The sequence below is a fragment of the Pelagihabitans pacificus genome (genome assembly GCF_009371985.2).
In the GTDB taxonomy this organism is placed as follows: domain Bacteria; phylum Bacteroidota; class Bacteroidia; order Flavobacteriales; family Flavobacteriaceae; genus Pelagihabitans; species Pelagihabitans pacificus.
Map to the genome: position 1 here is coordinate 721,375 of NZ_VIKU02000001.1, position 23,104 is coordinate 744,478.

General features: G+C 43.5%; 24 protein-coding genes. 6 read left to right on the forward strand and 18 right to left on the reverse strand.

Annotated elements, in window-relative coordinates:
• Positions 1-61 precede the first annotated feature (61 nt).
• Entirely contained in the window at positions 62-1,084 is a 1,023-nt protein-coding gene (locus tag FK220_RS03225; protein WP_152572833.1) for a PorP/SprF family type IX secretion system membrane protein, read from the reverse strand.
• Between the two features lie 115 nt (positions 1,085-1,199).
• Between FK220_RS03225 and FK220_RS03230 the strand changes: the two genes are divergently transcribed.
• From FK220_RS03230 to FK220_RS03255, 6 genes are all read left to right on the forward strand, one after another.
• A complete protein-coding gene (locus FK220_RS03230; RefSeq protein ID WP_152572834.1) occupies positions 1,200-2,102 on the forward strand; it encodes a NifU family protein in 903 nt (300 codons plus the stop codon).
• Positions 2,103-2,170: 68 nt separating this feature from the next.
• Complete coding sequence (locus FK220_RS03235; protein ID WP_152572835.1) at positions 2,171-2,371, forward strand: dodecin family protein; 201 nt, start codon at positions 2,171-2,173, stop codon at positions 2,369-2,371.
• Between the two features lie 150 nt (positions 2,372-2,521).
• Positions 2,522-4,570 carry a thioredoxin domain-containing protein gene (locus tag FK220_RS03240; protein ID WP_152572836.1) on the forward strand — a complete coding sequence of 683 codons (2,049 nt, stop codon included), beginning with the start codon at positions 2,522-2,524 and terminating at the stop codon, positions 4,568-4,570.
• Between the two features lie 59 nt (positions 4,571-4,629).
• Positions 4,630-5,460, forward strand: coding sequence for a mechanosensitive ion channel family protein (locus tag FK220_RS03245; protein WP_152572837.1), 831 nt, complete (start codon positions 4,630-4,632; stop codon positions 5,458-5,460).
• A 174-nt stretch (positions 5,461-5,634) separates the two neighbouring features.
• Complete coding sequence (locus FK220_RS03250) at positions 5,635-6,330, forward strand: hypothetical protein (RefSeq protein WP_152572838.1); 696 nt, start codon at positions 5,635-5,637, stop codon at positions 6,328-6,330.
• 13 nt (positions 6,331-6,343) lie between these two features.
• Positions 6,344-7,084 (forward strand): hypothetical protein, encoded by a 741-nt coding sequence (locus FK220_RS03255; RefSeq protein ID WP_152572839.1) that lies wholly within the window; start codon positions 6,344-6,346, stop codon positions 7,082-7,084.
• 29 nt (positions 7,085-7,113) lie between these two features.
• Here FK220_RS03255 and tsaB read toward each other — a convergent pair whose 3' ends face one another.
• The 17 genes from tsaB to cyoE all read right to left on the reverse strand — a co-directional run bounded on the left by tsaB (position 7,114) and on the right by cyoE (position 23,051).
• On the reverse strand, positions 7,114-7,788 hold the full coding sequence (gene tsaB, locus FK220_RS03260; RefSeq protein WP_152572840.1) for a tRNA (adenosine(37)-N6)-threonylcarbamoyltransferase complex dimerization subunit type 1 TsaB: 675 nt from the start codon (positions 7,786-7,788) through the stop codon (positions 7,114-7,116).
• A 77-nt stretch (positions 7,789-7,865) separates the two neighbouring features.
• Positions 7,866-9,227, reverse strand: coding sequence for a TolC family protein (locus FK220_RS03265; protein ID WP_152572841.1), 1,362 nt, complete (start codon positions 9,225-9,227; stop codon positions 7,866-7,868).
• Positions 9,228-9,282: 55 nt separating this feature from the next.
• Positions 9,283-10,398 (reverse strand): efflux RND transporter periplasmic adaptor subunit, encoded by a 1,116-nt coding sequence (locus tag FK220_RS03270; RefSeq protein ID WP_152572842.1) that lies wholly within the window; start codon positions 10,396-10,398, stop codon positions 9,283-9,285.
• 45 nt (positions 10,399-10,443) lie between these two features.
• Positions 10,444-11,697 carry an ABC transporter permease gene (locus FK220_RS03275; protein ID WP_152572843.1) on the reverse strand — a complete coding sequence of 418 codons (1,254 nt, stop codon included), beginning with the start codon at positions 11,695-11,697 and terminating at the stop codon, positions 10,444-10,446.
• A gap of 1 nt (position 11,698) precedes the next feature.
• Positions 11,699-12,928: an ABC transporter permease gene (locus tag FK220_RS03280; RefSeq protein WP_152572844.1), complete on the reverse strand. Its 1,230-nt coding sequence runs from the start codon at positions 12,926-12,928 to the stop codon at positions 11,699-11,701.
• Positions 12,921-13,622 carry an ABC transporter ATP-binding protein gene (locus FK220_RS03285; protein ID WP_152572845.1) on the reverse strand — a complete coding sequence of 234 codons (702 nt, stop codon included), beginning with the start codon at positions 13,620-13,622 and terminating at the stop codon, positions 12,921-12,923. The genes FK220_RS03280 and FK220_RS03285 overlap by 8 nt, the downstream gene beginning before the upstream one ends.
• A 98-nt stretch (positions 13,623-13,720) precedes the next feature.
• Positions 13,721-14,839 (reverse strand): efflux RND transporter periplasmic adaptor subunit, encoded by a 1,119-nt coding sequence (locus FK220_RS03290; protein ID WP_152572846.1) that lies wholly within the window; start codon positions 14,837-14,839, stop codon positions 13,721-13,723.
• Positions 14,840-14,910: 71 nt separating this feature from the next.
• Positions 14,911-16,167, reverse strand: a complete 1,257-nt coding sequence (locus tag FK220_RS03295) for an ABC transporter permease (protein WP_152572847.1) — start codon at positions 16,165-16,167, stop codon at positions 14,911-14,913.
• Between the two features lie 45 nt (positions 16,168-16,212).
• Positions 16,213-17,460 (reverse strand): ABC transporter permease, encoded by a 1,248-nt coding sequence (locus FK220_RS03300; RefSeq protein ID WP_152572848.1) that lies wholly within the window; start codon positions 17,458-17,460, stop codon positions 16,213-16,215.
• Positions 17,461-17,575: 115 nt separating this feature from the next.
• Positions 17,576-17,791 carry a hypothetical protein gene (locus FK220_RS03305; protein ID WP_152572849.1) on the reverse strand — a complete coding sequence of 72 codons (216 nt, stop codon included), beginning with the start codon at positions 17,789-17,791 and terminating at the stop codon, positions 17,576-17,578.
• 34 nt (positions 17,792-17,825) lie between these two features.
• Positions 17,826-18,359 (reverse strand): DUF420 domain-containing protein, encoded by a 534-nt coding sequence (locus FK220_RS03310; protein WP_152572850.1) that lies wholly within the window; start codon positions 18,357-18,359, stop codon positions 17,826-17,828.
• Positions 18,360-19,088, reverse strand: a complete 729-nt coding sequence (locus FK220_RS03315; protein WP_152572851.1) for an SCO family protein — start codon at positions 19,086-19,088, stop codon at positions 18,360-18,362. It lies immediately after the preceding gene.
• A gap of 91 nt (positions 19,089-19,179) precedes the next feature.
• Positions 19,180-19,812 (reverse strand): hypothetical protein, encoded by a 633-nt coding sequence (locus FK220_RS03320; protein WP_152572852.1) that lies wholly within the window; start codon positions 19,810-19,812, stop codon positions 19,180-19,182.
• Between the two features lie 224 nt (positions 19,813-20,036).
• Positions 20,037-20,420, reverse strand: coding sequence for a cytochrome C oxidase subunit IV family protein (locus FK220_RS03325; protein ID WP_152572853.1), 384 nt, complete (start codon positions 20,418-20,420; stop codon positions 20,037-20,039).
• A gap of 77 nt (positions 20,421-20,497) precedes the next feature.
• The gene (locus tag FK220_RS03330; protein WP_152572854.1) at positions 20,498-21,472 is read right to left on the reverse strand and encodes a cytochrome c oxidase subunit 3; all 975 of its coding nucleotides are present in this window, start codon (positions 21,470-21,472) and stop codon (positions 20,498-20,500) included.
• A gap of 95 nt (positions 21,473-21,567) precedes the next feature.
• Positions 21,568-22,149, reverse strand: a complete 582-nt coding sequence (locus FK220_RS03335; protein WP_152572855.1) for a cytochrome c oxidase subunit 3 — start codon at positions 22,147-22,149, stop codon at positions 21,568-21,570.
• Positions 22,140-23,051, reverse strand: coding sequence for a heme o synthase (gene cyoE, locus FK220_RS03340; protein ID WP_152572856.1), 912 nt, complete (start codon positions 23,049-23,051; stop codon positions 22,140-22,142). The genes FK220_RS03335 and cyoE overlap by 10 nt, the downstream gene beginning before the upstream one ends.
• Positions 23,052-23,104: the final 53 nt, after the last annotated feature.

The window sequence follows — 23,104 nt, forward strand, 5'->3', positions numbered from 1 at the left end:
GGATTCCAAATAAATACCTATTTGATTCAGAATAGTTGCGGATTTCCAGTTTGGTGGATACCTACTGGGCTGCAGGGCAATAACAATCATACTTTCTCTCAGGCTGTCCAAAATCGTACCCTAAGGTAATTTGGTGAAAACCCCCATTATCCAAACGTATAGTCCCGGATTGGTATGAATAATTATAGGATACCATAAAATTCTTGATGTTTGCGCCAATAATCGGGGTAAACAATTGTAGTCGCTGCTCGCCAAAATTGTCACCATCGACAAACTGGGCACCGTCAAAACTCCTTCGGTAAGAGAGGCCGCCCCAAATTCTTCCGAAATCGACGTCTTTGTAAACTTTTGCGTTGATATCGATGGTTTTTTCTTCTGTAAAATCGGTCAACTGGAATAGCACAGAAGGCTCTAACTGCACCGCATTCCTACCAAATACATATCCCACTGAAAAGAGATACCGCCTTAGATTATCGATTACGGGCACATTGTTGGGATCCAGTCTTCCCACACGGTATAGGCTTCTTTCGGTACTCAAAAGGTTCAATGCGGCGAAATGAGCGTAGAATTCCATCAAATTATAGGACATGCCAATATCAACATTGTAATAGGCTTCACTGAGTTTGGAACCAGAAATCGCGGGATCTACGACTCCACCGGGAGAAAGAAACTCGCTTTCATCCAAGCTACTTTGAAGGTAGGTGGGACTCAAACCAAAGGAGAGCTGATTAAGCGCCCTTACGTCGCCGGCCAACTTTAAATGGTAGGCATACGTAAGCTTGACCCCCGTTTGGGCGTGGTATCCGTTTGCGTCGTTAAAGATAATGGCCCCTATTCCGCTATTACTTTCGCCCAGTCTGAAATGGGCATTTAAAGTCTGAAGGTTGGGCGCGTCCTGCACATCGAACCATTGCTGACGTACCGTGGCCCTAATTTTACCACCTTGACCTATTCCCGCCATCGACGGATATACTAAGTAGTAGTTATCGGCCAAATAGTCGAAATAAACGGGAATACCTTCCTGCGCAAATGACTGATAACCAAAGGTAAAAACCGAAAGCAATACAAGTAAACGTAGTTTCATTATGGGATTTTGGGAATAATAGTCGACTAATTTAAACTATAACGGCCTAAATACAACATTATTATATGTGGGCCACCTTGGAAAATGATTGTATTTTTGCACAAAAGACAAGACTATGAAGGAGTATAACATCACCGTTCGTGAAACCAGCAACCCTGCAATTCTAAAATTCGAGACGAATCATTTTCTTACGAAACACAAAAACTACGAATTCAAGAACATCGATGAGGCTAAAAATTCACCATTGGCGCAGCAGTTGTTTTACCTTCCATTTATCAAGACCGTATACATATCAGGTAATTTTATTGCCTTGGAACGGTATGAAATTGTCACTTGGAACGATGTTAAAGACGAAGTGGCCCAACAAATGGTCGAATACCTCAACGCAGGGGAACCCGTAGTCATAGAAGAGGAGACTACGAAAAAGGTTGCAGTAACCGTCTACGCAGAAGTAACACCCAACCCTGCGGTAATGAAATTCGTTGCGAGCAGACGTATTGTGCCCGCTGCGCTGGAGTATAAAAACATAGATGAGGCGAAGGACTCTGCCTTGGCCAAGGAACTTTTCCATTTCCCTTTTGTCAAAGAGGTATTTTTCGATGAAAACTACGTTTCGGTCACTAAATTCGAGGTCGCCGATTGGGATGAGGTCACCATGCAACTCAGGGAACATATACGTGATTTTTTGGCAGATGGTAAAGAATTCGCTTCTACAGAAAGTATCGTGCAAAAAACGAAGGAAACAGGCAATCACCTATCCCAACAAGAGGAGCTGGATGTTACTTCAAGACAAATCATCGACATTCTGGAAGAGTATGTGAAACCGGCCGTAGCAAGTGATGGAGGTAATATTTTATTCAAATCCTATGAGCAAGAAAGTAAAACGGTCAATGTTATCCTCCAAGGGGCCTGCAGTGGCTGTCCGTCTTCCACCTTTACCCTGAAAAACGGCATCGAAACCATGCTCAAGAATATGATGGGCGATAAAGTAAATGAAGTGGTCGCCTTGAATGGCTAATTTCACCGACCTGTTTTCGTCTTTCAAAGATTTATTAGTACCTTATAGCAAATCTAAAAACACTAATTATGGCAGTATTAAAAGTAATTGAAGTATTGGCAAATTCCGATGAAAGTTGGGAAGATGCTACTAAGAAAGCAGTTTCCCATGCTTCAAAATCGGTTAAGAACATTCGTTCGGTATATGTGAATGAACAGAGTGCCACGGTTGATGATGGCGAAGTGAAAGAATTTAGGGTAAATGTGAAGATTACCTTTGAAGTAAAATAACGTTTTCCCGACCTACGTCATGAAGCATCGCCAGTTGGCAGATGCTTTTTTTTTGCCCGATTTTTCCTTTAACTTGACCTTAATAATCCAAAAGTTTGGTTCATTCGGAGGAATACGGCATCCACTTCCACTGCCTAAATACGTAACAGCATGTCCAAAGAGTTCACCAATGCCCTAATCCATGAGACTAGCCCTTATTTATTGCAACATGCCCATAATCCGGTAAACTGGAAGGCCTGGCATCCCGAAGTCCTGGAAAGGGCAAAAGAAGAAAATAAATTGTTACTAATAAGCATCGGCTATGCGGCATGTCATTGGTGCCATGTGATGGAAAAGGAGTGCTTTGAGGATATCGAGGTAGCCGAGGTAATGAACGCCCATTTTGTGAATATCAAAATTGATAGGGAAGAGCGGCCGGATATCGATCATATTTATATGGATGCCCTTCAAATAATGACGGGTAGTGGTGGATGGCCCCTAAATATTGTTGCACTACCGGACGGAAGACCCTTTTGGGGTGCGACCTATCTCAAGAAAGAGCGTTGGATCGATATGCTGTCCCAATTGAACGCATTGTATCAAAATCAGCCAGAAAAAGTACTGAAATATGCCCAAGATATGGCAGAGGGAATACGGGCCATCAATTTGGTTGAAAATAAGGGCAGTGATGCGCTTTTTGGCATGAAATCCTTGAAGGAGGCGGTCGAGGATTGGTCGCAATACTTCGATACGTTTCTTGGAGGCCATAAGCGCGCCCCAAAGTTTATGATGCCCGTCAATCTGAATTTTCTTTTGCACTATAGTACTGTCGTAAACGACACCAAACTAAGGGATTATGTGTATACCACGCTGACACGAATGGCCTGGGGGGGTATTTTCGACCACGTAGGCGGTGGGTTTTCGCGGTATTCGGTCGATACCAAATGGCATGTACCCCATTTTGAAAAGATGCTCTATGACAATGGTCAATTGGTGAGTCTATATGCCCAAGCCTATTCCGAATCCAAAAATGTGCTATACAAACAAGTAGTAGAACAGACCATTGACTTTATAAAGACCGAATTGATGGGTACCAACCATGGTTTCTATTCCTCCCTGGATGCCGATAGTCTTAATGAAAAAGGACAACTGGAAGAAGGAGCCTATTATGTTTGGAAAGAAAAAGAGTTGAAAGACCTCCTGGGTAGCCATTACGACCTATTTAAAGACTACTACAATATTAACCCATACGGCCTGTGGGAGCGTGATAAGTACGTCTTGATCCGCAATGCCGATGGCACGGACGTGGCACAGAAGCACAAAATCAGTACCAATACGCTAGAGCGCATTATTCAGGATTGTCTCGCCATTCTGAGGAAAGAACGCGATAAGAGAAACCGCCCCAGGCTCGATGATAAAATAATAGCTTCTTGGAATGGTCTAATGCTTAAGGGAGTGATCGATGCCTATCGATATGTCGAAGAACCTGAATATCTGGAACTTGCTTTGAAAAATGCCCACTTTATCGAAAAAAACCTTGCTAAGGAGGATGGCGGGCTCTTTCATGGTCATAAGAACGGGAAGAGTGCTATTAACGGATATCTGGAAGATTATGCAACCATCATCGATGCCTACATTGGTTTGTACGAGGTGAGTTTTGACGAGCATTGGCTTTTGAGGGCAAAGCAGTACACCGATTATTGCGAGCGAAATTTTAAGGACGTTAAGAGTGGCCTTTTCTTTTTTACCAACAAGCAAGACGATTTTGTAATACGAAGAACCCTTGAAATAACCGACAATGTGGTTCCGGCATCGAACTCGATGATGGCCAAAAATCTTTTTAAGCTATCCCGTTTTTTTCCGAATGAAGGTTTTGGAGACTCCACAGTACAAATGCTTCGGAACGTACAGGACAATTTTACCAAGAACGCCCAGGGCCATGCCAATTGGTTGCAACTAGTGCTGTATATGAACCAACCCTTTTATGAGGTTGCCCTAGTAGGGGATTTCTATCAGGAAAAAGCGAATGAAATAAGGAGAAATTACCTTCCGTACACTTTATTCGCAGGTACCGGGAGCGGTAGTGAGCTAGCGCTATTAAAAAACCGCCAGGTTGAGGGAATCACCCAATTCTATATCTGCCAACATGGTAGCTGTCAACTACCCTTGACACAAACCGATGAAGTATTGACCCAATTAAGAGTTCAACGGGAGCCTTAGCCATTATTTCATTTCTTTTTATGAAATTTGCAAAGCGATAACTTAATCTAGTCATCACTATGAAAGATTTGACCGAGTATCAAAAATATGTTGACAAGGCCATTGCCTATTTTTGGGAGTTTCTGCCAAACATTGTAACTGCCATCCTCATATTGGTAGTGGGGATGTGGGTGGTACGGTTCATCAATCGGTTGGTGCGGCGATTTTTCAACAAAAAAGACTACGACCCTACCCTTGAAACGTTTTTACAGAGCTTTATCAGCATCGCCCTTAAAGTGGTACTGTTTGTGTTGGTGGTGACCCAACTAGGGGTTAAATCGTCTTCCCTAGTGGCGATGGTCGGTGCGGCCGGTCTTGCCATTGGCCTGGCATTGCAGGGGTCGTTGGCCAATTTCGCCGGGGGAGTTCTTATACTCGTGTTCAAGCCTTTTAAAGTGGGCGATTGGATTTCTGCCCAAGGGGTCGATGGTACCGTAAAGGAAATTACCATATTTACCACTAAATTGAACACTTTTGGCAACCAGGTGGCAATCATACCCAACGGACAATTGAGCAATAACAATATCGTGAACTATAATGCCGAGCCGATTAGAAGGGATAAAATCGATGTGGGCATCGGCTATGGCTCGAATATTAAAAAGGCCAAGGATATTTTATTGGAGATTTGTGCGGAACACGAAGGAATTCTAAAGGAACCGGTACCTGAGGTCTATGTGGGGGCATTGGGAGATAGCTCTGTAAACCTAACTTTACGTTTTTGGGCCAAGAACGAAGATTTTTGGGTGGCTCATTTTCATGTCATAGAGTCCTTGAAATACCGATTCGATGAAGCAGGAATCGAAATTCCGTTCCCGCAGAGGGTGGTGCATCAGCCCAAAGGAACCGCTTAGCCACCTATGGTTGGAAGCATGGCTTTCAACTGGCCAAAGACTTTTAGTTTTCCATTCATACGTCCATGATGCTCAAGTACAGGAAAGCAACTTGACATGGAAATTCGATATTAGGAAAATCCTAACAAAACCATTGCAGAATATTTCGTATCTTCTCACTTAATATATTTGCACATGAAGACCTTACTAACAATTCCTATCGTGCTATGGAGCTTTTTCTCCTACGCACAATTCAATGAAAACACTTCTGGCCGTTATGCCGGTCAGTTCGAAATAACCCTTTATGACGCCCCCGTGGAGGGGTCGCCCTATTTGGATGAAATGTACAAGACGGGCAAGGCTACCATTGCAGGTGCTTCGCAAGCCTCCATGTTAATGCGGTACAACGCTTATGCCGATGAAATGGAATTTCTTGATTCTACCGGGAAACCAAGAAAACTAATGAAGAATACCAACGTTGTGGTAGATTTGGATGGCACTATCTACGAAGTGCATGAGTACGAACATCGGGGAAAAATGAAGGAAGGCTATTTTATTGCCCTTAATGAAGGGCCTATTATCCTTTATAAAAAACCGGGCAAACAATTCCGACAGGCAGAACAATTGCAGAACAGTTATGAAGAAGTGACCCCAGCCAAATACTCCGACAATACCACCTACTATTTATGGGAAGATGGCAAGGACATGCAACAAATTCGTCTGAATCGAAAAGACTTCATCTACCATCTTGATGACAACACACGATCGTTGAAAAAATTTCTACAAAGACAAAAACTTAAGTTAAAGACCGAGGAAGAGGCCGTAAAGGTGCTTACTTACTATAACAAGATGCAGCAGTTGAAGGGGACCAACGAAAACGCACAAGCGTAAATCGAGGTGCACTATGCTTTCTGGAAATATATTCTTTGACGTTTTCGGGAATCGTACAAAATGGTTCGTTTTTCTTTTGATTTATTGGTCCCTGTCATCTTTGATGGGTCAAAATGAACCAACAGAGACTTATACGTTCCGCCATGGTTCCAACAGTCTGACTGCCATCGACTATAACGTAGAAGGACTTCCTTATATAAACGAAAATTTTATCAATGGGGTAGTCATCAATCGTAACACCAAACTTACCATTCCCCTTCGTTATAATGCCTATTCCGATACGTTCCAAGCAATTGACCTCCAAGGTGACCACAACGATGTTTTAAAAAGACGCTATATCAGTGTTCGGTTGGGAGATACCCTTTACCAATATTTCGTGTTTGAAGACCATCTAAAGTTTAAGAAAGGATATTTCAAGGTAATAAGCGATGGAGAAACGAAACTCCTTTCGAGAACGGTCAAAACCATACAGGATTATATAGTACCTGAACACGGGTACGAACGTGGGGAAAGACCCAAGTTTCTGACCCACACTCATTACTATATCAAGAAATTGGGCAAGCCAGCCAAAAAATTGGCACATTTGAGCCGAAAAGAGGTCTTTGCAGTTTTATGGGATAAGTTTGCCGAGCTCCGGTCCTACGCCCGCAAAAACAAGTTACGCCTACGATCGGTAGAAGAGGTCGTTCAAACACTGGCATATTACGACTCCATTAAACTGCCGGAAGAAATTCCCAAAGAGGATGTGGAATAATCGTCCCTTGCCAGGGTCCCTAATTTGTCTTACTCCTTTTTCGCTTGAATTATAAAGTCTTTTAAATAGTAAGGTTCAAAGTAGGCGACATCCTCAAAATCGTTGGAAACAAATTTACGATACGAGAGTTGTGCCATTTCGCGTGCCGAAGGTACTATGGAAGAATCATAAGACAGGTGCTTGTCGTCAATTATTGCTTTACATTTTTCAGCACCACTTCCCAATAGCAGTACCCTTCCTTTTTGCAGATATTCCTTAAAAGAGTTCCCATCGATGATTTCGGCCCTTGTTTCCCTGACATACTGATGTTCCTTATCAAAAACCGCGGAATACACCTCCATGCGCCGGGCATCCAATACCGGTATGATAAAATCAACTGTTTCATCATTCACTTGATAAGCGATACTTTCAAGAGTAGGTATCGATAGCAAAGGAATATCCAAGGAAAAACACAGGCCTTTGGCCGCCGACACACCGATTCGCAGACCGGTATAGGACCCTGGCCCCTTGCTCACCGCAACCGCATCCAAATCGGAAACCTCCAAGGAAGCCTCCGCCAGCACATCGGCTATAAAAACATGTAACTCTTCGGAATGGGAATAGTTGGACGTGTTCTGTTCCTTTATTGCCACTAATCTACCGTCAACCGCCACACTTACCGAGCAGTTGGTGGTCGCAGTCTCTAGGTTCAGGATGTTTGCCATAACAGGCAGCAAATATAACCAAAAAGCCCCGCCGAGTTGCTTATAAACCGACAGGGACTCTTAATTTTTTTAAATTTTTACTCTAGCACCAATGGAAGTCCGAAATAGAATTCCAGCACCTTTATCCTGAAAATATAATCGTACTTTGTACGGACTACCTCTGCTGCCGCATTGTCGACCCTTGCTTGCGCTTGACTAAAAGTAAAGGCATCCATTAGACCTACGTCAAAGCGTTCTTTGGAATAGTCATAAGCAAGTTTTCTTGCTTCATACGTTTTTAGTGCCGCCTCATAGGCCTTGGCACTATTTTCCACATCAACGTACGCCTGATTGATATTGGTTTCCAAATCTAATTTGTCCTGTTCCAATTGCAATTTTGCCCTTTCGACGTTGATTTTGGAACGCTTGATATCATTTCGTACGCTAAAACCATTGAATACGGGTACATTCAGTTGAAAACCGTATTGAATACCATCATTGATCCATAGCTGATCGACAAAATCGTTTCTGAACGACACGATTTCTCCCGTTGCGGGATTCTCAAATGTCTGAAATTGATTGGTGTAGAAAGTATTGTAATTAAAGAATGCACCCAGCGTTGGATATCTGGCCCCCTTGGAAATGACCAAATCCTTCTCCGCCAATTCGATGTTGGTCTTAGAGAGTTTTATATCGTTTCGAAAATCCAAGGCCTTGGCAAAGATAGTTTTGGCCGAATTATTGACGACATCGGAGGGAGGCACCTCAAAATCTTCGTCGACAATATCGAAGTTTTCGTAGTCGGTAATCTGAAGCAGCTGTGCCAGACTGATCCTTGAAATCAACACCAAATTCTCGTTATTAATGATTTGCTGCTCCTGATTAGCGGCCGTTGCCTCAATTTCCAAAAGGTCTCCTCTGGGCAGAGCACCCGACTCGACCAATTCCTCGGTACGTTTCAAGTCCTGTTCGGTAACCGCATATTGTGCCTTTGCAACATTGAGGGCCTCCTTGTTCGACAAAACCGATAAATAGGCGTTCGCTACGTTGAGGCGTATATCGTCCTTTAAATCGTCCAAACGGTATTGATTAGCCAATGCGTTCAGTTTTGCCCTATTCAGCCGATGGATATTTCTCAGACCATCGAAGAGTGTCATATTGGAGGAAATCCCTCCCGAAGTAGAGAAAATCTGGCCAGGTTCAATAATGTTTGTTTGCGGGTTGGTCACCAGACCAGATCGCTCCGAAGCATTTGCATTTGCATTTAAGTCGGGTAACAAATTCCCAAAAGCGTCGGATTCATCTATTTTGGCGTTTTCAAGATCCAGCTCGAACTGGGCAATGCTCAGGTTGTTTTCTACTGCGTATTCCACACATTCCTCAAGGGACCATTTCTTTTGTTGTGCCGATAGCATGCCTATTGCCAGCACTACGAGTACTGCAGTTAGTTTAAATTTCATGTGATGGTATTTTCGTGATTATTGATTGATGGTATATTAGTTATCTGATGGGATTTTAGGAGTCTTCGTTATCGTCTTTCTTCTCCAATTCGTTCCAGACCTTGACTTTGGCATTTTCATCCAAGCCGGAAACCACTTCGACATCGATCCCATCACTCACTCCGAGCTCCAACTCCCTTTTTTCGAACTCATTCTCCCCGACCTCGACCTCGACAAAAGGTTTTTCCGTTTCCTTATCGAACTGCAGCAGTGCTTCCTTAATCGCCAATACGTCTTTTTTCTCTTCCAAAACAATGGCCGCGTTTGCACTATATCCTGCTCGGACATAAGCAGTATCGGTCACTACCAAGTCACCCTCGATCTTAAATTGAACGGCGCCTTCCTCCTCGGTCCCCTTGGGTGCGATAAATTTTAACTTGGCGGAATAAGTGGATTTTTCCAGTGCACCCAAGCTTATCTCCAAAGGCATCCCTAGCTTCAATTTTCCGACTTCGGCCTCATCGACCTCTCCCTCAAAAATCATCTTGGTCATATCGGCAATGGTCGCTACCGTGGTGCCATCGTTGAAATTGTTGCTTTGTATCACCTGATCTCCTTCCTTCACAGGAATCTCCAAAATGGTCCCCGCAACGGTCGAACGTACATTGGTATTCGCGCTCGAAGAGCCCCCTGCCGAACCCAATCGAATAATACGATAATCGTTTTGGGCATTTTCGAGTTCCAGCTTTGCCTGATCATAGGTCAACTTTATGTTGGCAAAATCCTGACTGGCAATGACCCCTTTATCAAACAGTTCCTTGTTTCGGTCAAATTCCAATTTGGCATTGGCCAAACTTACTTCGGCGTTCCGTACCCTACCACGAGCACTGGCCAACGACTGTTCGTTAGGGACCACTTTGATGGTCGCAATGAGGTCTCCCTCCTTTACTTGCTCCCCCTCTTCCAGGTAAATCTTACTGATAATGCCTGAAATTTGTGGTTTGATATTGATTTCATCCTCAGGAATCACCTTGCCTGTTACTATCACCTGATTCACGATATCCTTTTTTTCAAGTTCCTCGGTCTCGTATAGTTTTGTGGGAGTCGTATTCTTTTTAATGAAGAAAGCAACCGCCCATAGGACACCAATGGTCAAAAGACCGATCAATGTGTATTTAGCGTATTTGTTCATTCGAATTGATTTGATTGTTATTTGAATTCAGTTAGCTATCTCTTTTTATTCTTCCCTCAACGCGTCGATGGGTTTGATCTTGACGGCCCGATTGGCGGGAATGAGCCCGATGAGGGTACTCAACGCCACCATTAGCAAAAATGATACGGTAAATTGTGGGATATTGATCATCGGGTTATCGATAGGCACATCCCCTCCCGACAAGGCTATTTCAATCAGTGCCAACGCTCCTACCGAAATGGTAAAACCGATCAATCCCGCAAAGGTTGTAAGCACGATGGCCTCTAAGACAATTTGCCTTCTCACCACCTTGGGAGTAGCCCCAAGTGCCCTTCTGACACCTATTTCCTTGGTTCGTTCCTTCACCGTTATCAATAAAATATTGCTAATCGCGATAACTCCTGCCAACAACGTGAAAATACCTACGAAAAAGGAGAATCCCTTCAAGACGGTCGTGAAAGCCGAGATACTGTTAAAAACTTCCGACATATCGAAACTTCCTATGGCGCGTTCATCTTTGGGACTAATATCATATTTGGCCTTCAGTATCTTTTTAATCTTACTTTCAACCACGGCTACTTTGGTGTCGGGATCTACCGCAATCGCCATCCAACCCATTCGATCTCCGGAATTAAAGGCCTTTTGAAAGGTTGAAAAGGGAATAAACACAGCGTTCTCGCCATCGATGTTAATATTGTTATTGGGTTTATAAATCCCTACAATCCTAAAAAAGACGCCGTTTATACGAATATCTTCCCCGACCGCCTTTTCTCCCTTGTCAAACAACAGTTTATAGGTTTCCTCCCCAATGACGCACACTTTTTTCGAATCGTCGATATCGCTCTGGTTCAGAAAGCGACCCTCGACCAGTTTCTTTTTGGTGATGTTATCGATTTCAGGATAATCTCCATACACCGCCGAACCACTTTTTCGTCCCCTTCGATAAACCGTGACGACGTCTCGATGGCTGCCCAGCTCAATCCTGGGTGCCAGGACCTCTATTTCAGGAATTTGTTTTTTAATGATTTCCGCATCCTCGATTTTAAAGCGAATTCGTCTTCCCCTTTCAAATCCTTTGTAGGGTTCGGAAGTTCTTTGGCTCCATACGAATAGGCTGTTAGACGCCGTTCCTTCGAATATTTTATTAAAACCATTGCTCAATCCGTTGGAACCACCAAGCAGTAGAATCAAAATCAACATGGCCAGGATAACCCCTATCATCGTCAAAAAGGTGCGCAACATGTTCTTGCCCAAGGTGTTAAAAATTTCTCCCCATAAATCCCTATCGAATATCCACATATTACTTATCGCTTAGTGCTACTATTGGTTTAACCCTAGCGGCTTTCATTGCAGGAATAAAGCCGGCTATTAGTCCTGCTACCACCAAAATAATCGTAGCGGTGACTACCGTCGAAAAACTTACCGAGGGATTTGAAAATGCCGGAAAGTCGAGATTTGGGCCAACAAGTGCCAAGAGGCCGGTGGCAAACAAGAGGCCTATGAATCCGGAAAGAGCCGTTATGAACACCGATTCCAACAAAACCAATTTAATGATTTGTGAAGGCTTTGCCCCTAAGGCTTTTCGAACGCCAATTTCCTTGGTTCGCTCCTTGATAATAAAGACCATGATGTTTCCAATTCCGACGATACCAGCGATCAAAATTAAAATTCCCACGACCACGCTCATGAAACTTAACCCACCGGTAAATGTGCTGATGTCGGAAAAGGCCTCGGCATAATTGAAAATTCGAATCCCGGATTGATCTTCCGGAGCCACTTGGTGCTTTCTTTTCAGAATAGTTTCCAGACGCCGCGAGAACTCCAATGCCTTCGGCAAATCGTAGGAAGGATTATACGTGAGCGCTATTTGATCGATCTCATCGGTATTCCCATAAATTTTCTGATAGGTAGTTAGGGGGGCATAGATATTTCGCTCGGCGTTATCGTCGCCTTCATCGATAAAAATACCAATTACCCGAAAGGGTAGACTATTAAATTCCACAAATTTGCCTATGGGGTCCTCGTCGTCAAAAAGATCTTCCGCCACTTTTCTACCGATGACCGCAACTTTGGCCCCTAATGCTAAATCATTTGCGTTGATGTATCTACCATTGGTAACAATGGTTTTCTCAATTACCTGAAAATCGGGATGAACCGCTTGTACATTATAGGTGCCTGTTTCACTTTTATAGCGTGCCGAAGTATTCCTGAACATACGCGCACTGATCTGTTCATGGTCTTTTGGAAAACTTTTTTTGATATACCGAACGTCGTCGTTTCGCAATTGAATACGGCGATCTTTCTCAAAGCCCGCATATGCCTTCGAAGTGGTTCCGGATCGAATGAAGATTGTATTGGTCGCGTCATCGTTGAACTGTTTGGTAAAGCCGTTCTGCATTCCGTTAACAGACCCCAATAACATCACTAGAATAAAGATTCCCCAGCCCACGGAAAAGCCTGTCAGGAACGTTCTTAACTTATTGTTCCGGATACTGTGAAAAATTTCTTGCCAAATGTCCCTATCAAACATAGTTTTTGGCCCTTACCTGTTTTACTTTTTTATCCTCTACGATTACCCCATCCTTTAAATGCACGATTCGTTTGCACATATGGGCAATATCCTCTTCATGGGTTACTACCAAGATGGTATTTCCTTCATCGTTGATTTTCTGTATTAAATCCATGACCTCGTAAGATGTGGTACTATCCAAGGCTCCGGTAGGTTCATCGGCCAACAGTACCTTGGGTTCTGCCGCCATGGCCCTTGCAATGGCTACCCGTTGTTTTTGCCCTCCCGAAAGTTCGCTTGGTAAATGGGTGGCCCATTCCTTCAAGCCCACCTGTTCCAAATATTTCATGGCTTTCTCCTGGCGTTCCTTTCTGCCTACCTTTTGGTAATAGAGCGGTAACGCCACATTCTCCATGGCATTTTTGTAATTGATAAGGTTAAAAGATTGAAAAACAAAGCCTAGAAACTTATTCCTATAGTTGGCCGCCTTGGTTTCATTCAAATCTTTAATAGGCACCCCATCCAAGGTATAACTACCCTCGTCGAGGGTGTCCAACATTCCAATGATGTTCAAAAGGGTAGATTTTCCCGAACCCGAAGACCCCATAATTGCTACTAATTCCCCCTCTTTTACTGAAAAATCGATGCCTTTGAGAACGTGCAGGGCATTGCTACCCATTTTATAGGATTTGTGAAGGTTTTTTATTTCAATCATATTGGTTTGATTAGTGGTTTGTGCCACCTAATTAGCTATCACTGCCAATAAGACACACAAGATGTTAATTTGTTACAAAACTTGCACCAAATATTTTGTTAATTGTTCTCTGCGAATTCCGCTGGCTTTATTTGGTTCCAGACCTTTATCTTATCATCTGCCGCTATACCCGATTTAATCTCGACATAAATCCCATCGCTGATTCCCAACTCCACGTCCTTTCGCTCGAACTGCTGGTCGCCGGTCTCAATTTCCACAAAGGGCTTTTTAGAAGTAGAATCGAATTGTACCAGTGCCTCTTTCAGGGCAAGAACACTATCGGCCTTGGCAAGAATTATCGATGCGTTGGCGCTTAGGCCGGCACGAATAAAGGTAGTATCGCTCTTTGTCAATGTTCCCTTTATCTCGAACTGAATAGCTCCGTTCTCTTCATTTCCCTTAGGAGCGATATAATCCAGAACTGCATCAAACTTTTGATCTTCAATGGCCCCTACGGTAATCTCTAAAGGTAGGTTTTCCTTAATCTTGCCTACTTCGGATTCATCGACCTTTCCCTCAAAAATCATCTTCTCCACATCCGCGATGGCCGCAATGGTGGTGCCTTCGTTAAAATTGTTACTTTCGATGACCTGATTGCCCACCTCTACGGGCACTTCCAACACCATACCACTAACAGTAGCACGTATCTGGGTGTTTGCCGCATTTCCGTAGCCTTTTGCCGTTCCCGTTTTTACGATATCATAGCGCTTATTGGCGGCACCGAATGCCTGTTTCGCTTGATCAAAGCTCACCTCGGCCCTTTCCAGGTCAACTTTCGAAATCACGCCCTTATCGAATAGGCTTTTTTGTCGGTCCAGATTTCGCTTTTGATCGTCTAACGCGATTTTGGCCTCGTCAATGGCATTGCGGGCATCGTTCAAGGCGTTCAGGTTGGGAACCACTTTTATACGACATATCAAATCGCCCGATTTCACATAGTCGCCGCCCTCGACAAATATTTCTTCGATGACCCCGGAGATATTGGGTTTTATCAATACTTCTTCCAAGGGAAGAATACTTCCGGTAGCCACAGTTTTTTTGACAATGTTCTGTTTGGAAGGTTTCTCGGTTTCATAGACCACCGGATCCTCCGCATTTTTTTGGTATAAATAGTACATCGATCCGCCGAAGGCCACGACAATCGTGAGTAATATAATAATAGTGATCGTTTTTTTCATTTTGTATTTAGTTTGATTTGATGGATACTATTTACTTGTTATGTACTCTATTTTTTAGCTACATCGGAACCTTACTCCGCACGCAACGCTTCGATAGGTCTTACACGAATGGCACTATTAGCGGGGATAAAACCAGCCAAAAGCCCCGAAATAATTAGAATGATGAGGGCCACCACCACTACCCCCAAATTAACATTCGGATTAACGAACATATCTACCGGGCCGTTCATCTCCAAGATATAGTTAATACCATAGATAGACAATGCGCCCAGCACAATACCCGCCATGCCGGAAATAATGGTCAAAAATATCGATTCCATCAAGACCTGTTTTTTTATCGACCAAGGCCCCTCCCCCAAAGCACGGCGTATGCCTATCTCCTTGGTCCGCTCCTTGACCACGATGAGCATAATGTTACTCACCCCGATAATACCCGACAATAATACCAAAACCCCGACAAAATAGGCAATGAATTCCAAGGCCCCGAAAAGACGTACGACCCTACTGAACTGTTCAAAGAGATCAAAGTGACCGATGGCACGCAGGTCTTCGGGATGTATGGTATGCCTTTCTTTTAAAAGGCTGAATATCCGTTCCTTTATTTGGGTAATCGGTGTCCCGTCAACGGCGGTAATGGCCATCCAACCCACATTGTCGGCCCGATTGAAAACCTGCGAAAAGGTGGTGAATGGGGTATATATTTCCTTTTGTGCATTGCTGTCGCCGTCGGCATTACCCTTATGGTAGGTACCGATAATCATAAAATTCACCCCATTGATCTTGATATAACTACCCAGTACCTCCTCGTCATTTTCATAGAGGCTTTTTCGAACATCGGTACCGATGACCGCTACTTTCCTTTTTTGCTGGATATCGGCGTGATTTATGAACCGCCCCGAAGTAATATCCATAGGTTGCTGCTTGATGATTTCAGGGTAATCACCGTAAATACTGAAAGCACCTGTTTTGAGCCCCCGGACGACATTACTGGCGCCCCTGAAACCGCCAGATTGATTTCTTGGGGAAACAAATCGCAGATCGGGAATATTCCTCCAGATGGCATCGACATCGTCTACTTTGAAGTTGAAAGTCCGTTCCTTCGGGAGGCCTTTGTACGCTTTGGTAACACTTTGCGTCCACATAAACATGGTATTGGTAGCGATATCACCAAAATCGGCCCGTATGCCATTTTCCAATCCTTTTCCTGCGGCCAATAAAATGATGAGGATGAAGATTCCCCAGAAAACCCCGAAGGCGGTTAGTACCGTCCTGAACCAGTTGGTGGTCAGTACCTGTAGAATTTCGCTCCAACGGTCTCTATTGAACATATGGTAGATTTTATTGCTTTTTTAGTCCACTTGGTACATTAATCACTATTCATCGCGCAGGGCAATAATCGGTTTAATTTTTGCTGCTCGGTAAGCAGGAAAAAAACCTGCCAAGGCGCCTGCCAAAATCAGTAGAAATACCGTAATCAACGCCACTCGAAAATCAATGGAGGGGTTTACCACATAGTCAACCTCTACCATCGGACCAAAGATTTCCAATAGCCCCATACTAAAAATGAGGCCCCCGAAACCGAATACGGCGGTTACGAAAATCGCCTCGTGCAAAATCAATCCGATTACCGAAATGGGTTTGGCCCCCAGCGCCTTTCGGATTCCTATTTCCTTGGTGCGTTCCTTCACTATGATCAACATGACATTGCTGACGCCGACAATACCGGCTACGATGGTACAAATACCAACAAACCAGAAAAAGAAACGAATGCCGCCTGTGAGATTATAAAAGCGCTTCACCTCCTCAAGGGTATTAAAGGTATTGATTGCGCTTAAATCATCCGGTGCCACCGTATGTACTTGTTTTAAATAGGTCTTCAATTCTTCGGTAAAGCGTGTTGATTCCGCTAAAGATTGTTCAAAAGTTTCAGCCGGTTTTAGGGTGAAATACATCATATTGAGCCGGTCGGCCCCGTTGTAGACCCCTTGGGCGGTGGAAACCGGCATATAAATTTTCTCCTCTTCCCGTTCCCCTCCGACATCACCATACACCCCGACAATCTGAAAGCTGAGTCCGGAAATTTCAATATGCTCCCCTATGGGATTTTCGATGCCGTTCATTAACTCCCGGTGGATTTTATTACTGATGACCACCACTTTTGCCTTCTCTTGCGAATCTTTGTAGTTCAAGAAACGCCCGTACGACATAAAGGCGTTCTCCAGTTGTTGAAAATGGGGGGAAGTTCCCCAAATCGAATAGGCGCCCGATTCCTTTCCATAGGTAATCGAGGCATCAAAAACACGATACATGGGGGATTTATACTCCAGCTTGTCCGCGTGCAGTTTTTCGACGAACTCATAGTTCTCGTCCCGTAATTGAATCACACGGCCTGGATTCAGGCCTTTATATTCTTTGGTAGTTACCTGGGTATACACCCCGATCATATTGCTTGCATCCCGCTGAAACTCCTGGGCTATACCATTTTGCATGCCTTGACCAAAACCTAATAAAATCACTAAAATGAATATACCGGATGCTACGGAAAGTCCTGTAAGGAAGGTACGCAACTTATTTTTGCGGATGGTATCAAAGATTTCTTGCCATCTTTCAATGTCGAACATGTGATTGGTTTTTGATTGATGCGTACAACAGGGGACGTCATACGTACATAAGACTTTGAGGAAACCAAAATGTTACAGTTGATATCTTAAAAAAAAGTTAAAAACCTCGTATGGATTAGGCCTTTACCTTTCTATAGACAAAGTAGAACAACACGCCCACTAAAATATAAGGTATTGCCATTAAATAGACGATACCGTTATTAACTCCTTCCGCCGTAGATACATTTCCCTCACTTTCCAGCACCGCCCTGCACATCGCACATTGGGCCTCGGCCAACCCGGGCGTGAACAGCAATATAAAAACTACCATGAAAATTATACTCTTTCGCATCTTAAACCTCTCGACCACCCTTGGGTCTTATTTTTCAATTGACGTAATACGGTGAGATCATCAAATAAACCACCACACCGGTAATGGCCACGTATAACCATATGGGAAAAGTTATCCTTGCCAATTTTCTATGGGCCTCAAACTTTTTTAAGTAAGCCCTGGCGTAGGTCTTTAGCACCAGCGGAATGATGACAATAGAAAGCGCAATATGGGATATCAAAATAAAGAAATATACATAACGCATCGTCCCTTCACCACCGTAGGCCGTTGATTCAGCGGTCATATGATAGGCAATATACATTAGCAAAAACAGGACCGATAGCACGATACAGCTGGTCATCAAATTCTGATGTAATTGTCTTTTTCCATTTTTAATCGCCCATATAGCTATTATCAATAATACCGCTGTGAGCCCGTTGATTGAGGCATAGATAGGAGGTAGAAAACCAAGGCGTTCAACATTTGGAATCTTTACACCGAACAAAATCGCTACAACTACCGGTACAATAATCGATACTATAGTGATCAACCGATTGAACTTTTTTTCTTTGTCAACAGTGGCGTCCATCTACTCTTCCAATAGTTTTTTAATATCTTCCTTTAGTATGGAAATCTGTTCAGTTTCCCCCTCCTCGTTAGTTCCTTGACTTTCGGTGATCGTTCCTCTATAATACACGATCGGGTTTCCGAATTCATCTACTCTTGAACGAATGTATCCTTTTTTGTCTATAAGCGCAAACAGTCCGGAATGCTCAAATCCACCGGGGACTTCAGGGGCTTCCGCCGCGAAGATATAAAACCCCGCATTCGCCAGTTCATAAATCTTTTCTCGATCACCCGTCATTAGATTCCAATCCAAATCGGTGATACCGTTACGCTCGGCATATTCCTTTAGAACTCTTGGGGTGTCGTATTCAGGAGTGATGGAGAAAGACGCGATGCCGAAGTCGTCCCTACCTGAAAACGCATTCTGAATTTCTACCAAATTCTTGTTCATAATCGGGCAAATGGAAGGACAACTGGTAAAAAAGAACTCGACCACATACACTTTCCCAAGATAGTCCTTATCAGAAATTACCAAGCTATCCTGGTTGAGAAAGGCAAAAGGGGGTACCCTTCTCTTTTTTCCGTTCTGCAATACATAGGCCAGGGGATCATCGTTGTTTCTGACATTCATACGATCGTTCTGCACAACCGAACCCTCTTTCACCCTATCAACGATTCTAGGAATCACGATAATCCCAAAGATCAAGACGATCAGGGATACCCAAACGTATGTATATTTTTTTTTACCCATATTCGTTCTATCAACGACCAGCAGTCAAAGACTGGGAAAAAACCGTTTAAACAAATAATCCGCACAAACTGGCCATTACCGCAAAGTCCCGTTACTTATCCCTTCGCGCCGTGTTTTTTTTAAGTGCCAGTCGGTACTCGGCCAAAATAATCTTAACGTCATCCTCCATTTTATTGTTTAGTTCGGCGACGGAAGTAGTGTCGAACCCATATTTGGTACCCTCATCCTCATCATCGGTACGTCCACGAAGATTGCCGTCTTTATCAATGATAAAAACATAGGGAGTCGAAAGGTCCGTGTTCAGTTTCAAATCGGTTTCAAGGCCTTCGAATACGGTCCGAATTTCCAGCTCCTTGGCAAAAACAAACACCCATTTTTGGGTATCGGTAAAAGTACCTAATTCGCTCTTAAGGGCTGCCACTTCGGATTCCATACCTTCTGGCACCATCATAATGAATTGAAAATCATTGAACTCGTAAAACCGCTTGTATATTTTCTGGTTTAAATTGAAGGCATTCGCTTTTTTCAGCTGAACATCACGCCCCAGAAAACCCAGAATCGTAATCTTGTCCTTAAAGGAAACCCCGCTATCTACGTCATCGATATCGACTACATTTTCGGTAAGCGTCGGAAGCCTTCCAAAATTATTCGTACCCGACAAAAAAAAGAGATAGGCCACAATGGGCAGTACGAAGAGGGCAACTAAAACAACCGTTTTTTTCATAAATCCAAGTTGATGGCAAAGATAAAACAGAAAAAGAAAAACCCGTTCCTCGTAATTCTTAACATTATCCCAATAGGGAAAATTCCTTTAAGAGAAATCCACCGGTTCCGGCAAGTTCACGAAACATGTACAACCCTATATTTTGTACTATTCGATACCTAAACCAAGAAAAGACGGTTCGAAAACCGTCTTTTCTCTATTATGGGTTATAGTTTAGTGCACTGTTAAAAATTCCATTTTATGTAACCGTCTTTGTACACATTGTAAACATAATCGGCCTCGAACAACAGAATAAAAATCAAATAGGCTACCAGGAAGATAGGGGTCCATACCACTGTTCTCCGAAGCGAAGTCTTCTCATCCCTGAGGTGCATGAAATCCCATGCGATATAATACGCTTTTACCAAGGTCAAGAGAATGAATATCCAGTTCAACAATTTCATTCCCAAAAAGGTGTTTCCTGTGAGAACCGCTGGCTTTGTAATACCTAAAGCGACCTCAATCGCCGTCACTACCGATAAAAAAATCAGAACCCCCCAAATTTTGGAAGTGTTCGACTTGAACTTCAGAAGTCCCCGGAAAATCTCTAATTTGTGTTCGTGTGCCATACTTACTGCAATATAATTTTTAAAAAGTTACGCCCTACCAAAACCACGCTGGGCACCAAGGCGCTCATTCAACTATGTTATACGAGATAGAAAAAGGTAAATACAAATACCCACACCAAATCAACAAAGTGCCAGTACAACCCTACTTTCTCGACCATTTCATAATGTCCCCTACGCTCATAGGTACCTAAAATAACATTAAAGAAAATAATAATATTGATAACGACCCCAGAGAATACGTGGAAGCCATGAAATCCGGTGATAAAGAAAAAGAAATCGGCAAATAATCTGCTGCCATATTCGTTTCTAATAAGGTTGGCACCTTCTACAACCAAAGTGCCGTCTTTGATTTTTTCCAGGGAAGCATTCCTATCCAAAACTACCTTTTCCCCTTCCTCACTGATCTGTTCCGTCCGTATGAGCACATCGGTATTTGCTTTTAGACCTTCAATCACCTCGGTGACGGTATAACTTGGCAGATACCCTTCGGACATAAACCAAACACCCTCATTTCTCGTCAGTTTTTCCCTTTCATCGGGTATGGTTTCGGCAAATTCCGACAGCGCCAAGCGTTCACCGGTCTCGGCACTTACAAACTGTAAAATCCTACCCCCCCTGGTCTCGATCGCGCCATAATCTCCCTTTATAAAAGTTGCCCATTCCCACGCCTGGGAACCGACGAAAATGGCACCTCCGATAATGGTCAGGAACATATACCAGATTACGGCGTTTTTCTTCATTCTATGTCCTGCATCCACGGCGAGTACCATCGTTACGGATGACATAATCAGAATAAAGGTCATGAAGGCCACGTAGTACATGGGAAAGTTCCCATGGAAAAACGGAACGTGGGTAAATACCTCGTCTGCAATGGGCCAAGTCTCGATAAATTTGAATCTTGAAAAACCGTAGGCAGCCAAAAATCCGGAGAACGTCAAAGCATCCGAAACTAGGAAGAACCACATCATTAATTTGCCGTAACTGGCACCTAGGGGTCTATTTCCACCTCCCCAAACGTTTTCTTCCGAAGCTGATGTTACCGTAGAATCCATAAATTATAAAGAATGGTTAAAGTTTGTGCAAATTTACATTTTTTTCGCCCATACAAAAGCTGAATTGTTATCAAAACAGTCTTTCCATCAAATTATTATTTCACAAAGGTCATAAATAGCATTAGATAGATCCATAAAAGATCCAGAAAATGCCAAAATGTGGCTCCCAAGGAAACTCCCAAGTATTCTTGGGAAGAGTATTTTCCCTTAACTTGTTTATACAACACCACCGATAATGAAAGGAGGCCCGCCACCACGTGCGCTATGTGTACCGCGGCAATCAGGAACACATAGGACATTTTGATGTTGCTGGTAGGTCCGGTGAAATAATACCCGTTGGCCAACATCTCTTCAAAACCACGGAACTGGAGTACAATAAAGGCGATTCCCAAACCCAAGGTACCCCACAATAGTGAAGTACCTCTTTTGCTATTGTTCGTTGCTATGGCTTTTTTTGCAAGGATGTATGTGATGCTACTTACTAGAATCACGGCAGTACTCACAAAAAAGGAGTTTGGCAACTGTATATCCGAAATCCAATCCTCACGGCTACTACTCACGATATAGGCACTGGTCCACCCTGCAAATCCCATTAGTAAACTAACGATACCGAACCAGAGCATCATTTTCTTTGCCCTGTCGGTTTTCTCTTTCTCGGTGCCTCGGGTCAAATCCATATCCGTATCATTTTATCCGCCACATATACCAGTTGCATCAAGGTGATATAACTCACACTCGCCAACATGAGCTTTCTGGCGGATGCATTATCCCTTTTTTCGTACAATCTAAACGCAAACAACAACATGACCAACCCCATCAAAAAAACCAGTATGGCAGCGGGTATCGACAATTGTAAGGTCCCGGTAATTCCGAATACGGGAATGACGGAAATAACCAACATCCAAATGGTGTACATGATGATCTGCAAGGCGGTCGCCCCGTCCTTCTTACCGGTGGGCAGCATCTTGAACCCACCTTTTCTATAGTCATCGTCAAGCATCCACCCTAACGCCCAGAAGTGGGGGAATTGCCAAAAAAACTGAATCATGAACAACGTCCCTGGCTCTATTCCAAAATCGTTCGTAGCGGCCACCCACCCCAGCATAAAAGGTATTGCACCGGGAAAGGCGCCTACAAAAACGGCCAAGGGGGTTTTGGTCTTTAGAGGGGTGTAGACACTCGTATACAGAAAAATCGAAATCGCTCCGAACATGGCGGTTTTCGGGTTCAGATAATAGAGTGAAACAACTCCCAGAAGCGTAAGCGTAATTGCAATCGCCATCGCCTTGTTTACAGACATTCTACCGGCGGGTATCGGTCTGTTCATAGTACGCTTCATCAGGGCATCGAGGTCTTTCTCTATCACCTGATTATACGCGTTCGAAGCGCCCACCATACAATAGCCACCAAAAGCAAGCAGTATGATGGAAAGCCAACTAATTTGGTCGGCCCCTAAAAAGTAACCTGCGATTGAAGAGAAAACAACACTTACGGCAAGCCTGGCTTTCGTGATCTCCTTGAAATCGGAGAAAGCCAAAGACCAAGAGGTATTTATCGCCGTACCCACCGCAGTTTTCATCTGTCGTTTTTAACGGCTGCAAAGATAGCCTGCAACCGCTATTTCTGCAACGA

Coding starts and splice junctions, on each gene's coding strand:
- tsaB (WP_152572840.1), bottom strand. CDS start 7,788: ATGGCAAACATCCTGAACCTAGAGACTGCGACCACCAACTGCTCGGTA.
- FK220_RS03275 (WP_152572843.1), bottom strand. CDS start 11,697: ATGTGGATATTCGATAGGGATTTATGGGGAGAAATTTTTAACACCTTG.
- FK220_RS03295 (WP_152572847.1), bottom strand. CDS start 16,167: ATGTTCAATAGAGACCGTTGGAGCGAAATTCTACAGGTACTGACCACC.
- FK220_RS03235 (WP_152572835.1), top strand. CDS start 2,171: ATGGCAGTATTAAAAGTAATTGAAGTATTGGCAAATTCCGATGAAAGT.
- FK220_RS03250 (WP_152572838.1), top strand. CDS start 5,635: ATGAAGACCTTACTAACAATTCCTATCGTGCTATGGAGCTTTTTCTCC.
- FK220_RS03300 (WP_152572848.1), bottom strand. CDS start 17,460: ATGTTCGACATTGAAAGATGGCAAGAAATCTTTGATACCATCCGCAAA.
- FK220_RS03230 (WP_152572834.1), top strand. CDS start 1,200: ATGAAGGAGTATAACATCACCGTTCGTGAAACCAGCAACCCTGCAATT.
- FK220_RS03330 (WP_152572854.1), bottom strand. CDS start 21,472: ATGGATTCTACGGTAACATCAGCTTCGGAAGAAAACGTTTGGGGAGGT.
- FK220_RS03265 (WP_152572841.1), bottom strand. CDS start 9,227: ATGAAATTTAAACTAACTGCAGTACTCGTAGTGCTGGCAATAGGCATG.
- cyoE (WP_152572856.1), bottom strand. CDS start 23,051: ATGAAAACTGCGGTGGGTACGGCGATAAATACCTCTTGGTCTTTGGCT.
- FK220_RS03245 (WP_152572837.1), top strand. CDS start 4,630: ATGAAAGATTTGACCGAGTATCAAAAATATGTTGACAAGGCCATTGCC.
- FK220_RS03240 (WP_152572836.1), top strand. CDS start 2,522: ATGTCCAAAGAGTTCACCAATGCCCTAATCCATGAGACTAGCCCTTAT.
- FK220_RS03325 (WP_152572853.1), bottom strand. CDS start 20,420: ATGGCACACGAACACAAATTAGAGATTTTCCGGGGACTTCTGAAGTTC.
- FK220_RS03270 (WP_152572842.1), bottom strand. CDS start 10,398: ATGAACAAATACGCTAAATACACATTGATCGGTCTTTTGACCATTGGT.
- FK220_RS03310 (WP_152572850.1), bottom strand. CDS start 18,359: ATGGACGCCACTGTTGACAAAGAAAAAAAGTTCAATCGGTTGATCACT.
- FK220_RS03285 (WP_152572845.1), bottom strand. CDS start 13,622: ATGATTGAAATAAAAAACCTTCACAAATCCTATAAAATGGGTAGCAAT.
- FK220_RS03320 (WP_152572852.1), bottom strand. CDS start 19,812: ATGAAAAAAACGGTTGTTTTAGTTGCCCTCTTCGTACTGCCCATTGTG.
- FK220_RS03280 (WP_152572844.1), bottom strand. CDS start 12,928: ATGTTTGATAGGGACATTTGGCAAGAAATTTTTCACAGTATCCGGAAC.
- FK220_RS03255 (WP_152572839.1), top strand. CDS start 6,344: ATGCTTTCTGGAAATATATTCTTTGACGTTTTCGGGAATCGTACAAAA.
- FK220_RS03290 (WP_152572846.1), bottom strand. CDS start 14,839: ATGAAAAAAACGATCACTATTATTATATTACTCACGATTGTCGTGGCC.
- FK220_RS03335 (WP_152572855.1), bottom strand. CDS start 22,149: ATGGATTTGACCCGAGGCACCGAGAAAGAGAAAACCGACAGGGCAAAG.
- FK220_RS03305 (WP_152572849.1), bottom strand. CDS start 17,791: ATGCGAAAGAGTATAATTTTCATGGTAGTTTTTATATTGCTGTTCACG.
- FK220_RS03225 (WP_152572833.1), bottom strand. CDS start 1,084: ATGAAACTACGTTTACTTGTATTGCTTTCGGTTTTTACCTTTGGTTAT.
- FK220_RS03315 (WP_152572851.1), bottom strand. CDS start 19,088: ATGGGTAAAAAAAAATATACATACGTTTGGGTATCCCTGATCGTCTTG.